The organism is Streptococcus toyakuensis (genome assembly GCF_024346585.1).
In the GTDB taxonomy this organism is placed as follows: domain Bacteria; phylum Bacillota; class Bacilli; order Lactobacillales; family Streptococcaceae; genus Streptococcus; species Streptococcus toyakuensis.
Genome location: NZ_AP024523.1, coordinates 384,806 through 398,640, shown reverse-complemented (window position 1 = coordinate 398,640; position 13,835 = coordinate 384,806). Strand labels below are relative to the sequence as shown.

Annotated in this window: 11 protein-coding genes; 1 reads left to right on the top strand and 10 read right to left on the bottom strand. The window is 38.5% G+C overall.

Annotated elements, in window-relative coordinates; genetic code table 11:
• Window positions 1-30 precede the first annotated feature (30 nt).
• The 4 genes from STYK_RS02095 to STYK_RS02080 form a co-directional block, all read right to left on the bottom strand.
• Window positions 31-1,638 (bottom strand): CTP synthase, encoded by a 1,608-nt coding sequence (locus STYK_RS02095; protein ID WP_000105246.1) that lies wholly within the window; start codon window positions 1,636-1,638, stop codon window positions 31-33.
• A 236-nt stretch (window positions 1,639-1,874) separates the two neighbouring features.
• Window positions 1,875-2,462 (bottom strand): DNA-directed RNA polymerase subunit delta, encoded by a 588-nt coding sequence (rpoE, locus tag STYK_RS02090; protein WP_261805142.1) that lies wholly within the window; start codon window positions 2,460-2,462, stop codon window positions 1,875-1,877.
• A 104-nt stretch (window positions 2,463-2,566) separates the two neighbouring features.
• The gene (locus tag STYK_RS02085; RefSeq protein ID WP_192851949.1) at window positions 2,567-4,171 is read right to left on the bottom strand and encodes a hypothetical protein; all 1,605 of its coding nucleotides are present in this window, start codon (window positions 4,169-4,171) and stop codon (window positions 2,567-2,569) included.
• Between the two features lie 71 nt (window positions 4,172-4,242).
• Window positions 4,243-5,463 carry a DNA cytosine methyltransferase gene (locus tag STYK_RS02080; RefSeq protein WP_084923437.1) on the bottom strand — a complete coding sequence of 407 codons (1,221 nt, stop codon included), beginning with the start codon at window positions 5,461-5,463 and terminating at the stop codon, window positions 4,243-4,245.
• A gap of 127 nt (window positions 5,464-5,590) precedes the next feature.
• Here STYK_RS02080 and STYK_RS02075 point away from each other — a divergent pair, with 127 nt between their 5' ends.
• Window positions 5,591-5,995 carry a hypothetical protein gene (locus STYK_RS02075; protein ID WP_001125911.1) on the top strand — a complete coding sequence of 135 codons (405 nt, stop codon included), beginning with the start codon at window positions 5,591-5,593 and terminating at the stop codon, window positions 5,993-5,995.
• A 57-nt stretch (window positions 5,996-6,052) separates the two neighbouring features.
• Here STYK_RS02075 and STYK_RS02070 read toward each other — a convergent pair whose 3' ends face one another.
• Genes STYK_RS02070 through STYK_RS02045 form a run of 6 tightly spaced genes read right to left on the bottom strand, consistent with a single transcriptional unit; the run spans window position 6,053 to window position 13,656 of the window.
• Window positions 6,053-8,338, bottom strand: a complete 2,286-nt coding sequence (locus STYK_RS02070; protein WP_000375690.1) for a helicase-related protein — start codon at window positions 8,336-8,338, stop codon at window positions 6,053-6,055.
• Entirely contained in the window at window positions 8,308-9,285 is a 978-nt protein-coding gene (locus STYK_RS02065; RefSeq protein WP_261805141.1) for a HamA C-terminal domain-containing protein, read from the bottom strand. Before STYK_RS02065 ends, STYK_RS02070 begins: the two co-directional genes overlap by 31 nt.
• Window positions 9,286-9,308: 23 nt before the next feature.
• Entirely contained in the window at window positions 9,309-11,960 is a 2,652-nt protein-coding gene (locus STYK_RS02060; protein ID WP_261805140.1) for a valine--tRNA ligase, read from the bottom strand.
• Entirely contained in the window at window positions 11,953-12,531 is a 579-nt protein-coding gene (locus tag STYK_RS02055) for an AAA family ATPase (protein WP_084923440.1), read from the bottom strand. The genes STYK_RS02060 and STYK_RS02055 overlap by 8 nt, the downstream gene beginning before the upstream one ends.
• Window positions 12,531-13,091: a GNAT family N-acetyltransferase gene (locus STYK_RS02050; protein ID WP_084923442.1), complete on the bottom strand. Its 561-nt coding sequence runs from the start codon at window positions 13,089-13,091 to the stop codon at window positions 12,531-12,533. The genes STYK_RS02055 and STYK_RS02050 overlap by 1 nt, the downstream gene beginning before the upstream one ends.
• On the bottom strand, window positions 13,078-13,656 hold the full coding sequence (locus STYK_RS02045; protein WP_261805139.1) for a flavin reductase family protein: 579 nt from the start codon (window positions 13,654-13,656) through the stop codon (window positions 13,078-13,080). Before STYK_RS02045 ends, STYK_RS02050 begins: the two co-directional genes overlap by 14 nt.
• Window positions 13,657-13,835 lie beyond the last annotated feature (179 nt).

Here is a 13,835-nt window from a genome sequence, read left to right as displayed (position 1 = left end):
CTGAGATTCTTCTCAAAGGTTCTGATTTGGCTAATTACTGTTCTCAACTGCTGCAGTGACAAAGGCAGTGTAGAGTTCTTCTGGACGATTTGGACGGCTTGACAGTTCAGGGTGATACTGACACGCTACAAAGAATTTATTTTCAGGAATTTCCACAATTTCGACCAAACGATTGTCTGGAGAAACTCCTGAGAAGACAAATCCTGCTGCCTCAAACTGCTCACGGAAGGCGTTGTTAAACTCATAACGGTGACGGTGACGGCGTTGCACCACTTCTTGATTGTGATAAGCGGCCGCTGCTTTAGAGCCACGTTTCAACTTAGATGGATAAAGACCCAAGCGAAGGGTTCCACCCATATCCTCAACATCAATCTGATCACGCATGATATCAATGATAGGGTATTTTGTTTCTGGTGCAAGCTCTGCAGAATTGGCACCTTCAAGCCCCAAAACATGACGAGCAAACTCGATACAAGTCAACTGCATGCCCAAGCAGACTCCCAACATTGGAACATCATTTTCACGCGCATAGCGAATGGCTTGGATTTTACCTTCCGTACCACGTTGACCAAAACCTCCTGGTACGATGATTCCGTCTGCATCAGACAAAAGCTCTGCCACATTCTCTGCTGTCACATCATTGGCATTGATCCAATTGATCTTAACTTCTGCGTCGTTGGCATAACCAGAGTGTTTCAAGGCTTCAACCACAGAAATGTAGGCATCTTGCAACTCAACATACTTACCGACAAGGGAAATCTTGACTTGTTTCTTGAGGTTCATGACCTTGTCCACCATAGCTGACCACTCTGTCATATCCGCTACTGGTGCGTCTAATTTCAAATGGTCACAGACAATTTGATCCATACCTTGAGCCTGCAAATTCAGTGGAATTTGGTAAAGGTGTTCAACATCCAATGATTCGATAACAGCTTCTGGTGCCACATCACAGAACTGGGCTAGTTTGTTTTTAATTCCTTGACCAGCTGGCTCTTCTGTACGAATAACCAACATATTCGGCTGGATTCCCAATCCACGTAATTCTTTGACAGAGTGTTGGGTTGGTTTGGTTTTCATTTCACCAGCAGCCTTGAGGTATGGAAGCAAGGTTGTGTGGATGTACATAACATTATCCGCCCCCACATCTGCCTTCATCTGACGAAGGGCCTCTAGGAATGGCAAGGACTCAATATCTCCTACTGTTCCACCAACTTCTGTGATAATGACATCAGAGTCTGTCGTTAGAGCGGCGCGCTTGATTTTTTCTTTCAAGGCATCTGTGATATGAGGAATGACCTGAACAGTTGCCCCAAGATATTCTCCACGACGTTCCTTACGAAGAACTTCACTGTAAATTTTACCAGTTGTCACGTTGGAATATTTGTTAAGATTGATATCGATGAAGCGTTCATAGTGACCCAAGTCCAAATCTGTCTCAGCTCCGTCATCTGTCACAAAAACTTCCCCGTGCTGATAAGGACTCATGGTTCCCGGATCAATATTGATATAAGGGTCAAACTTTTGAATGGTTACTTTAAGACCTCGATTTTTCAAGAGACGACCCAGACTTGCTGCTACAATCCCTTTCCCAATAGACGATACCACACCACCAGTTACAAAAATATATTTCGTAGACATAGATTCCTCTTTCTAAAATGCTCAAGGCCTTGTTAACTACGAGGGGACATAGAAAACAAGACCCTACTAATAAGAATAATCTGGAACGACTGCACCAGATTCACAACCAAAATACAAGAAGATAACTTCTTGAAAAAACAAAAATAGCTCCCTAAGAACTAGGGAGCCCCGACCTCTAAAAGAGGTGCCCGAACAATATGATACCTAAAAATAGGATAATTGTCAATAGCTAACTTTTATTCCTCGATGTTTTCAGTATCATCATCTGAAAACCCGTCGTCTTCTTCGTTGAGATCCACGTCTTCACCCAAGTCATCAGGAGCGATTTCGTTGATTTCCGCATCGTAAGCTTCCACTTCATTTTTCTCATCATCTGGATTTTCATCATCGTATGAAAGTGCTGGATCTGCTTCGTATGCGTCTTCGTCTTCTGGATCATCCGCATTATAGTCAATGGCATCTGAATCACCATCCATGAAGGCATTGACACGTTTTTTCTTAGCTTTTGGTGCTACTTCATCGTCGTCATTTTCTTCAAGAGCGATGATTTCTTCGTCGATTTCGTCTACACCATACCATGAACGAAGACCCCATTTGTTATCTCCAAGTGAGATGAAGCTACCGTCAAAGTTCAACTCTGTGTAGAACAAAGGCAAAGCTTCACGGATATCGCTGTTTGATGTTCCAAGGTAGTTTTGAATTTCGTTTACAAGATCGCTAAAATGCATCTCGTGATCACGACCACGAAGTTCCAAGATAGCACGCGCTACCTCAATCATAGATAGTTCACTTTTTTCTTGCCCAGCAAATACTTCTAATTCCAAAGCGTTTCTCCTCATTTATACTACTATCGCCAGAGCGAACAAACTCTGACCTCATTTTATCATGTACTCTTTATTGTACGATAATTTTGAGGAATAGTCAAAGGTTAAATGGGGGAAAGTAACAGGACTTTTGATTTTTTTGCTACCCAGCCGATGGCATCGCTAGGTGGATTTTCAATATCAATCCAGATGAATTCAATACCGATTTCTCCATTTTTAAACTTAGTCAAACGAATACCGTTGATTTCCAGTTCATTGAGTCGTTGACCTGTCAAGACTTCTCGTTCCTTCAACTGGAAAACGCCACGTAAGATCCAATTGCCAAGAATTTCTTGCTTATCGGTTGACTGAATTGCCTTACCAGCTTCTTGATTTATATAGGCATTAATAACATCACCAGAAGATAAAAAGCGTAGTTTAAAGGTTCTTTCCTCTTTGGATAGAGCTAGTTTTTTAGTCCCAGGTTCAAAAGTTCCAAATCCAGAACCAAAGAAGTCGGGCCTTTCGTCATGGAAGTTTTTGGAATCAGGTAGCGGGATGTAAACTTCGCTAACTGGACGATAAACTAGCTGTTCAATTTCTTTAATGAGTTTTTCATTGCCAGTATTATGGGCAAAGTGAATCAAGTTCTCACGAATCGCCTTCATCTGAACTTTTTCTTCCTTACTGGTCCACTTTTTCAAGAGAATTTCTTCTAGGGAGAAAGTCACAAAAGCTAGTTCTTCAGGAGCTAAATTGTCCTTGAATTTATTCTGAATCTTTAAAATCCGTGGTAAACGATCTTTTTTGGCTAGTTTTGATCCACCGTTAAAGGCATTGAAACCAGAGTTTTCTTCCACATTTCCATGTTTATCTGTAATAGCCCAAGACACTGTTTCTAAGATCTCAGTTTTATCCTTTTCAGCTGTCAGTAAATGAAGATTTTCAAATAGCGAAAAAGGATCTTCGATATAATGGACATCCCAAGTATCTACCACAATGTCTTTATTATTAAAAGTCATGTGGAGCTGACTGTCAGCTGCCGTGTACTTGTAGTGGTGTTGCCCATCCGTAAATCGAAAATTGGTTGGATTGTTTTTGGTAGTTGATCCTTCAATGACCAGATTATCAATATCAACTGGCAAATAAGATGTTTCACCGACAAAAATCTTAGGATTTTCTCCCTTTGGTGTTGGCATCAGAACGTGATAAACTGCTTCAACATTGACCGAGTCCGAACTAAATCCCTTGATTTGTGCCTTAGAAGATTCGATTCTCTGATTTCTTAAGGACGCAATCTTTCGTGCCAACTCTTCATAGCGTTGATAGTTTTGCTTGTCTGCCGTTTCTTTATCTGCTGAGATATCTGCATGGAATTTGATATCACCCAACAAGTCCGTCCAATCTTGAGAATCCTTCTTAAACTGAGCGATCTTTTGGTCTCCAGAATTAATCCCAAAAGACTTAATACCCACTAGGTATTTATGATTTTCATCCACAACGACAGAGGCATCATAGGAGGTATTTGCAATATCTTCCCCAACCGCATTAAAAGCCTTCTGGAAGACTGTTTCTTGAAATTTAGAATTAACAATCGGAGCAACATAATTCTCTGTTTGTCCCTCATCTTCGGACTCAGCCTTTTGAGAGAAAGCTTGGCTCAAGCTAGCGAAGTTGGTAATTAAGGTTTTGTATTTTTCTTTTTGTTCAGACTTTAGATATTCCCACATAAGCACCCTCTTTTCTATTTTCAGTATATCAAAAGAAGATTAGTTTTTCACTAATCCTCTTTATATATTCGTTAATTAATACTGTAAAATTCAAGATTGCCTCGTTTTTTAACCAATTTTAAATAATCTTCACCAGACAGAAGGGCTAGACCATCATCATAAGATTGGATTTTTTCAAGAGCTTGATCATAGCTATCTACAAAGTCCTTGACATAGGATTGCCCTTCAAATTGTCCATTCATCTTGGTGTAGATAATAGCGAATTTTCCTGAGCGGTTAAGTTGAGATTGCCCTTGGCTGTCATTCAAGGCCTTGGCAACATTTTTCGCGATGCGTTTAATCACGGGAACGACTACGCTATTTCCAGCCTGCTTGTATAGCTGACCATTGGAAACTCCTTCTGGGATTTTAAAGGATTTAGGATAGCCTTGAACATTAAAGGTTTCTTTCGGTGTCAACTTGCGAATCTCACCGCTGTCTGTCAAAATCAATGGAACGTTGTGTCCACCTGTTCCCATATTGGCTGTCAAGGTAGGAACAACGCCGTTTTTATTTTCACGGACATACTGACGGCGCCATTGGTAAACGGTGTCTTGACTGGTAACTTCAAACTTCAACTGGTCGTAGAAATTCTGCTTGCCTTCACGGTAGTAGTAGACCTCGTCTAGCTTATCATCAAAGTTAATCACATCCTGAAGACTCGTAGTCAGCTTAATTTCCTCTGGAAATTCAAACAAATCATAAGCTTCCTTAGTATCAAAACCAACGATGTAGATTCGTTCACGGTTTTGTGGGATATTCCCATAGTCTTTCCCGTTGAGAACCTTCCACTTAATAAAGTAGTTGTTCTCAGTCAAGGCTTCACGAATAACCTTGAAGGTATTACCATGGTCATGACCGACCATGTTCTTGACATTTTCGATGAAAATGGCACGAGGTTTGCATCCATCAATCATGCGAAGCAATTCGAAGAAAAGATCCCCACGATCATCATCAAATCCCTTGCGATAACCCGCAATGCTAAAGGCCTGACAAGGGAAACCTCCCATAATCACATCCACGCGCTCAGCTGGAATGTCCTCTGGCTGAACATCGTGAATATCACGACCATCCAAATAGGTATCTGGATGGTTTAATTGATAAGTCTGACGCGCATACTTATCAAATTCATTGGCGTACACCACTCTGAACTCGTTGGTCTGTTCAAATCCCAACTCAATTCCTCCAACACCTGAGAAGAAGGCTGCAATATTGTACTTCTCAGGTCGGTTCGAACTTACAGAATTTGTCATGTAGTAACCTGCTTTCTAAGAAATTTGTTTAACTATACTAGTATATCATTTTTAAATTAATACTGAAATATAAACATTTTCCATATATATATGATATAATGAATATATAAACTTAAGGAGGTGCATAATGCCAAAACAAGGAGACCAATTCATAGTAGAACTTAAAAAAACTAATATTGACTGGGGCACATACAGGAATACAAATTCTCGTCCTCAGATAACAGGAGAATGTTATATCCCAATTCCAAGTTCAGCAGCACATCAGTATGGAATATTTAATTCTAAACATACTCAAGGAAAAGATGTTTTAGGACAAAATATATTTAATGCTAGATCAACAGATGGATACTTCGTTGGAATAGTAAAATCATCAGGAAATTCTCGGGGTGGAGATCCCTATGCTAAAAATCTTTCTGGTCACAGAAACTTGAGAGCTTTTAACGACTGGTTCAATCAAATGAATGTAACCGTTGGGACAAGAATCAAAGTAGAGTGGACTAGTCCCGACGATATTATATTGACGATTCTCTAAATGTAATTACACAAATAAGAACCTCATGATAATAATGAGGTTCTTATTTTTATTCTCTCACTTAAGTAGATTTTGAATCTTTTCATCGACATAACTCTCATACAAATCAAAGTTTTTATTCTCTACTACTCTATCATAATATCTTACTAATTCAAAAGGTACTCCAAAATCACTTAATTTTCGAGCAGTATTAGTAAGAGCATTATACTCTAGCCTTTGTAGAAGAATTTGAATTCCAGCAACATTGTCAAAATCTTTTCTATAAACTTGTGAATAATGGAATCTATATAATAAATCAAATACTCCTAAATACTTTACAAGATGATATTTAAATGTAGTATAAATTAATTTAGAGGTTCTACTAATTGCTTTATCTTTACTCAGTTTCTGTTCCTCTACATAGTAATCCACTGTTCCTAAAAATCCATTCTGTAAATAACTTGCTAACTGTATAACAATTAAAGAGAACTGTTTTTTCCCAACTTTCTTTTCCATTAATTGTTTTAAATCAGAATTAGAAACAAATTCAGAACAAATATTAATAACCGTTTGAAATCCTTCCCAATGAATTTCTTTACCTTTAGATGTATTTAAGACTCGCTTTAATTGTTCGATTTTTTGAAACTCTGCTGGAGACATTTTTTTAATTCGATTATAAATAGAGATTTTATCCAAAGGGCCTATCGCTTTATATGAATGAAAAATAAAATTTGGTAATCCCGATTCTTGTTTTGCCTCATTGATTTCATCTTTAAACTTTCTATCATCATCTGTCAAAAATTCATCTAAAGTTACTTCTAAATCAATGTCAGTTTTATTGTTACGATTATCATAATTTTTATGTTCAATTTCTGCCTGTTGCGAATTAATTAGAGTTTCAAATTGTTTTGTTAAATCAATAACATTACCACTATAATGGACATTAAAACGACCTGCTCTCCCAGCAATATTTTTAGCATCAAACTGTTTTAGTCTCTTTTTCCCCTTTTTGATAGCAGTAACAATCAAATTTTTGGCAGTCGTATTCACACCTTCAGTAATTGTTGTTGTAGAAAAAAGACATTGTAAATCACCTTTATTGAACAAATTAATTAATTCATTCTGAATATATTTTGGTATCCCTGCATGATGAATTCCGATTCTCTTTTCAAGTGCTCTATATAGAATCCAATCATACCCAAAGGTGTTTCCCACATGATTCAAAAAAATAGAATATAGTTCCTCATCTTCGCTATAATGTTTTTCTGAGATAAGAGAAAGATATTCATCATTTTCCAACAAATGATTTGCTAGTCTTTCTACCTCTGACTTTCTTCCACAATAAATCAAAGTATTATCATCTATTTTTACAATTGTTTGTATTACTTTATCTTGTAATGATGAAGCACCATGATCTAATCTATATTTTATATTTCCAAGTTCAAACTTATTTCTATCAATATGTGTAATATTCTTAGACACAATCTCAACATCATTATATTCAAGTATTTTAAATTTGTTAAATAGAGTAAAATTATTAAATGAATTTATTTCTGTTTCAAGTTTTTGAAATTGAATATAAGGCCCAGCAAGCAAAATATCTTTACTATTGCGACATACATATTCTAAAGCAAGTCTATAGGCAGTATCCCTTTCATTTTCTTCTGGAGTATCATTATCTATAATGAAATCATTATCTATTTTATATATTTCATCTACGAAAGAAAAATTAAAATATCTAGTATTATTATCTAAAAATGACAGATATCGTTCAGGAGTGTAAATAAAAATATTTTTTTCGCCAAGTTCTTCCTCGGATATTTCGCTTAGTGTATGTATTTTATATGTAGAGAAAAATTCATCATTTTGCAACTTTAAATAATTTTCTGATAACAAGCTAATAGTAGGAAAAATTAACAATATGTTAGAATATCCCATCTTTTTTATAATTGCATAAACAATAAAAGTTTTACCAAATGAAGTTGGGGCAGAAAGGATATACCTATTATCAAAATGGAATTCAAATAATTCTAGAACTTCTTTTTGATATTTATGTAACATATAATTATTCAAAGTTAAATGTGCTTCATTTAAAAACGAGCTTATGGATAATAAATTCATATCCTCTTGATTTATTTCATTACCTTCTTGATATTTTCTTTCAAGTAGCTCAAAGTATTGTGGTACTCCAGCTTCATTTGCTATATAACGCAAAAAATTTAAATCACTACTTGTAAGTTCGTCTATTTTAACAGCGTCGTAATAGTCACAAGTTGCCTTGACAAAGATACCTCTTCTTTCAGGGTATCGTTTGTATAAATTCAATTCCTTAATTAGATGAGCGGTTCTTTCGTTTCTATCCATTCAATCACTTCTTCCTTTAATTTATTAGAATCATCAACAGGTAAGAGCATTACAAATATACTAACCTTTATTTTAATAGCTAAATTTAACGAATATTTTCCTAACTCCCTATTGATTTTATCTACACTGGATGCAATTGATTTTTCGTAATCGTAGGTTTGCTGTTTTTGATATGCAATAAAAACAGGATACACTAATTCAATATTATTATTTTGTAATTCATCGGTAAGAATAATATCAGGATTATCTTCCCATTTTTTAATTATTCCTTCTAAAATTGGATGCAAATGAGAGATATTATCTTTCTCATTAATAATTGCAAACATATGATTATTCAAATAGTCATCTGAAATAGAATAATTTATCTTGAAAAGTACAGAGTTGATTCCAGATGTAAAACTTTGATGAAATTTTGCTTCTCCAAACCAGAGTTCTAAATTTCCTTTATTATCAATAATATGAAAAGCATCAAACCCTTTTGGTTCAGACTTTTCAAGAGGTGAATAAAAATAACCTCTAGCAATTAGAACATCCGTATGAAAATAATTTCTTAAAAATAAATCTAAAAGTACTTCCCCATAAAATCCGTATTGAAGTTTTGTTTGAGAGAAATCGTTTTCATTATATTTTAATTTAGTTTTGATCACCTTTGTTTGTTCTCTATCCAAATTATCATAATCAATCTTAAATTCATTCTCAGCGAATTCAACAATTCCATTATAAATTATCTTTGAAATGTCATTATCATTGCCTTTAAAACAATATTCATCCTTTCCAGCAGTTGTTAAATTACTCTTATTAATTGAAGTTACTTGTTCTTGTTCGTCAGTAAGTATAATAGGAAAAGTATATTTTACTATTGCACTATTTATTAATTTTCTAAGATTATCTCTCGATATCCCACTCCCGACCCAATAAATATTGATTTCATTATACCAAAAAAACACGGTTCATCACCGTGTTTCTGTGTTTATTTCACCAACTTCTTCATCTCATCGATACGTGCTACAGTCGCGTCGTACTTAGCTTGATAGTCGGCTTGTTTGTCGCGTTCTTTTTGGACGACTTCTGGTTTGGCATTGGCTACGAAGCGTTCGTTAGAGAGCTTCTTGCCGACCATGTCCAGTTCTTTTTGCCATTTAGCCAGTTCCTTGTCGAGACGAGCTAGTTCTTCTTCGACATTTAGGAGATCTGCGAGTGGCAGGTAGATTTCTGCTCCTGTGATGACACTTGACATAGCGAGTTCAGGTGCAGGGATGTTTGATGCGATTTCCAAGTGTTCTGGATTTGTGAAGCGTTTGATGTAGTTGACATTGCTGTTAAAGAAGGCTTCCAAGTCGCTATCGCTTGTCTTAACAAGGATGGTGATTGGCTTACTTGGTGCTACGTTTACTTCCGCACGCGCATTACGAACGGCACGGATCAAGTCTTTGAGGCTCTCTACACCTGTGTGAGCAGCGAGGTCTTCAAAGGCTGGATTAACAGTTGGGTATGCTGCTGTCACGATAGAGCCTTCTGAGATTTGCCCAAAGATTTCCTCTGTCACGAATGGCATGATTGGGTGAAGGAGACGAAGAATCTTGTCCAAAGTATAAAGGAGAACAGAACGTGTGATAACTTTCTCTTCTTCATTATCGCTGTAAAGGACTTCCTTAGTCAACTCAACGTACCAGTCCGCAAACTCATCCCAGATAAAGTTGTAGAGGATGTGACCAGCCACACCAAACTCAAACTTGTCAAAGTTGGTAGTTGCTTTTCCGATGGTTTCATTGAGGTTGTGGAGAATCCAGCGGTCAGTGACGTTTCCAGCTTCCTTGTTGACAACTTTTTCCACATTGGCAGTTGCTTGCTCAAGGGTCAAGCCTTCATTGTTCATGAGGATGTAGCGAGAGATGTTCCAGATCTTGTTAATGAAGTTCCATGAAGCATCCATTTTCTCGTAAGAGAAGCGCACGTCTTGACCTGGTGCAGAACCGTTTGAAAGGAACCAACGCAGGCTATCTGTTCCGTACTTATCAATAACATCCATCGGATCAATCCCATTGCCCAGTGATTTAGACATCTTACGGCCTTCCTCGTCACGAATCAGACCATGAATCAATGCATTTTTGAATGGCGATTTGCCAGTAAATTCCAAACCTTGGAAAATCATTCGAGATACCCAGAACGGGATAATATCATAACCAGTCACCAAAGTTGATGTTGGATAATAACGTTTGAAGTCTTCTGAGTCGACATCCGGCCAGCCCATAGTTGAGAACGGCCAAAGGGCAGAACTGAACCAAGTATCCAAGACATCTTCGTCCTGAGTCCAACCGTCGCCTTCTGGAGCTTCTTCGCCGACATATATTTCACCCTCAGCATTGTACCAAGCAGGGATTTGGTGACCCCACCAGAGCTGACGAGAGATTACCCAGTCGTGAACATTTTCCATCCATTGGAGGAAGGTATCGTTGAAACGAGGTGGGTAGAATTCTACCTTGTCCTCTGTGTCTTGGTTGGCAATAGCATTCTTAGCCAATTGGTCCATCTTAACGAACCATTGAGTAGACAAGCGTGGTTCAACCACAACACCTGTACGCTCTGAGTGACCAACACTGTGGACACGTTTTTCGATTTTAACGAAGGCACCAATTTCTTCCAACTTGGCAACGACTGCCTTACGAGCTTCAAAACGGTCCATACCTGCAAACTCGAAGGCAAGCTCATTCATAGTTCCGTCGTCGTTCATCACGTTGACTTGTGGCAAGTTATGACGTTGACCAACCAAGAAGTCGTTTGGATCGTGGGCAGGCGTGATTTTCACGACACCAGTCCCAAACTCAGGGTCTGCGTGTTCGTCTCCAACGATTGGGATCAATTTATTAGCGATTGGAAGGATGACGTTTTTTCCTATCAAGTCCTTGTAGCGTGGATCTTCTGGATTGACCGCAACGGCAACATCCCCAAACATAGTCTCAGGACGAGTTGTTGCCACTTCAAGGGCGCGTGAGCCGTCTTCTAGAATATAGTTCATGTGGTAGAAGGCACCTTCGACATCCTTATGGATAACCTCGATATCAGAAAGGGCTGTGCGAGCTGCTGGGTCCCAGTTGATGATAAACTCACCACGGTAGATCCAGCCTTTCTTGTAAAGGTCCACAAAGACCTTGCGAACAGCTTTTGACAAGCCTTCATCAAGAGTGAAACGCTCGCGAGAGTAGTCGACAGAGAGCCCCATCTTGCCCCATTGTTCCTTGATAGTAGTGGCATATTCGTCTTTCCATTCCCAGACCTTATCGAGGAATTTCTCACGACCTAGGTCATAACGTGTAATGCCCTCTCCACGCAAGCGCTCCTCAACTTTAGCTTGAGTTGCAATCCCCGCATGGTCCATCCCTGGAAGCCAAAGGGTATCAAAACCTTGCATACGTTTTTGACGGATAATGATATCCTGCAAAGTCGTATCCCAAGCGTGACCAAGGTGAAGCTTACCGGTTACATTTGGTGGTGGAATCACGATTGAATAAGGCTTGGCTTTTTGATCGCCTGAAGGCTTGAAAACATCAGCATCAAGCCATTTTTGGTAACGACCAGCCTCAACCTCGGCTGGATTGTATTTAGGTGAAAGTTCTTTAGACATGTGTTTGTCCTTTCTCTATTGTATTTATTTTATTTTGAATTTGCTTAGCAGCTTCTTCTGCAGATAAATTCGTATTATTTATTTTAAAGTAGTGGTGCAACTCATTCGGTTGATGTTGGGAATTTAATTGAATGGTTTCAGCTGTCTCTAAAATTTCTCTTTCAGATACCTCAATATGTCGTTTTAAGGGTTTGTGCTTTAATCGATTCTCCGTTCGATTTCGATGTAAGCGCTCTTCAAGGCTTGTTTCCAATTCAACAAAAAGAATCTCTTGATGATAGTCATTCAACAAATCTTGAATTTGCTTCAAATACATCAGCTGGTACTGATTTGAAAAATCAATTACGTCTGTTAAAATCACATATCGCTGATTCCGAGCACTAGCTCTAAGGAAAGAAAAGGTAATTCCACGAACAAATTCCCACATTTCCTCTGTGTAGTCCTGATAGATTTCTAGTGCAAAATCGATGGCTTGATGGTTATAAAAGAGGGTAGAATCCGTCAGTCGAGACAGTTCTTGACCAATCGTCATTTTTCCTGAGGCTGGAGCACCAATGATGAAAAGATGCATCAAATCACCTCCCACTCACTCCTCAGCAAGCCATATCTCAAATCATCACAGCGATTGCCTTGGGCATCTTTGCGATCTCTTATACGAGCTTCGAGGGTAAAGCCAAGCTTTTCCGCGACTCGTTGACTTTGAAGGTTATATCCAAAGCAAGTTAGTTCAATCTTGTGAAGACCAAGTTCTTTAAAGGCTAAATCAATCAAGGCTCGCGCTGCTTCTGGTACATATCCTCTACCCCAATAGTCGGGGTGCAAGGTATAGCCGAGCTCAAGAACATCATCTTCGTGACGGTGATTGAAGTCAACAGAACCAATGACTTTATCAGTTCCTTTGACGACAATTCCATAGCCAGCTGGGAGATTTTCCTTTTGTTTGCGCTCAGGAAGGATATGCTCCAGATAATAAATCTCATCTTCCAAAGTCTTGACGGGTAGAAAGCCTGCTGGGTAAGAGACCTCTGGGAGACTAGCGTAGGTATGGATATCCTCAGCATCTGCCACTGTACGAACTCGTAGGACGAGACGTTCGGTTTCTAATCGTTCTGGTAATTCAGCTCTTGTCATCCTTCTTCCTCGCTTTCTTTATGAAGCTCCCCATAGGGTCAACACGATTATCTAAATAGCGATAAACGCGCTGGTGACCGTCCCCCATAAAGTAAGTCGGTGAAAAACGGTCATTTTTAAAATGACCTTTCTCATCCAAGAGATCTGGATCAGCAAGTCGCTCGATAATCTTGGCAAAGATATGACAGATTCCATCTTCCTCGATAATCCGATCTACCTGACAGTCCAACACGACTGGACAAGCCTCTAAAATCGGTGCCTGAGTCCTTTCAGAAATCTCGTAGTCTAGTCGCAGGTGTTTCAATTTCTCTCGATGACTGATAAAACCAGCCTGCTCCATCTCGAGCATGAGATTTTCATCAGGAATATTCACACTAAACTTCTGGTAATGCTTGATTTGCTCAGCCGCATTTTCCTCAGAACCAACACCGATGACTAGCCAATCTCCCAGACTATAAGAGGAGCTGCAGGTCGTTATCTTGTGTCCAAAATTCTGGTCCTGATACCCCAAAATGAAGATAGGAAAACCATAATAGAGTTTACTTGTTTTAAAAGATTGCTTCATAACAACCCCCTTTGACTAAGACGCAAAAGAAAAGCCCTGCCATCTACATGACAGGGACGAATGTGCTTATCCGCGGTACCACCCAATTTCGGGCAGAGCCCGCAACTCTCGTCTTTAAAACAAAAAGACACTTTTATTTCAATTTTTCATCCATTAGCAACCAGTTTTGACACATTTGT

What these genes read in the sequence shown, in the direction of transcription:
- STYK_RS02095 (WP_000105246.1), bottom strand. Translation starts at nt 1,638, where the DNA reads ATGTCTACGAAATATATTTTTGTAACTGGTGGTGTGGTATCGTCTATT.
- STYK_RS02085 (WP_192851949.1), bottom strand. Translation starts at nt 4,171, where the DNA reads ATGTGGGAATATCTAAAGTCTGAACAAAAAGAAAAATACAAAACCTTA.
- STYK_RS02080 (WP_084923437.1), bottom strand. Translation starts at nt 5,463, where the DNA reads ATGACAAATTCTGTAAGTTCGAACCGACCTGAGAAGTACAATATTGCA.
- STYK_RS02075 (WP_001125911.1), top strand. Translation starts at nt 5,591, where the DNA reads ATGCCAAAACAAGGAGACCAATTCATAGTAGAACTTAAAAAAACTAAT.
- STYK_RS02070 (WP_000375690.1), bottom strand. Translation starts at nt 8,338, where the DNA reads ATGGATAGAAACGAAAGAACCGCTCATCTAATTAAGGAATTGAATTTA.
- STYK_RS02060 (WP_261805140.1), bottom strand. Translation starts at nt 11,960, where the DNA reads ATGTCTAAAGAACTTTCACCTAAATACAATCCAGCCGAGGTTGAGGCT.
- STYK_RS02055 (WP_084923440.1), bottom strand. Translation starts at nt 12,531, where the DNA reads ATGCATCTTTTCATCATTGGTGCTCCAGCCTCAGGAAAAATGACGATT.
- STYK_RS02050 (WP_084923442.1), bottom strand. Translation starts at nt 13,091, where the DNA reads ATGACAAGAGCTGAATTACCAGAACGATTAGAAACCGAACGTCTCGTC.
- STYK_RS02045 (WP_261805139.1), bottom strand. Translation starts at nt 13,656, where the DNA reads ATGAAGCAATCTTTTAAAACAAGTAAACTCTATTATGGTTTTCCTATC.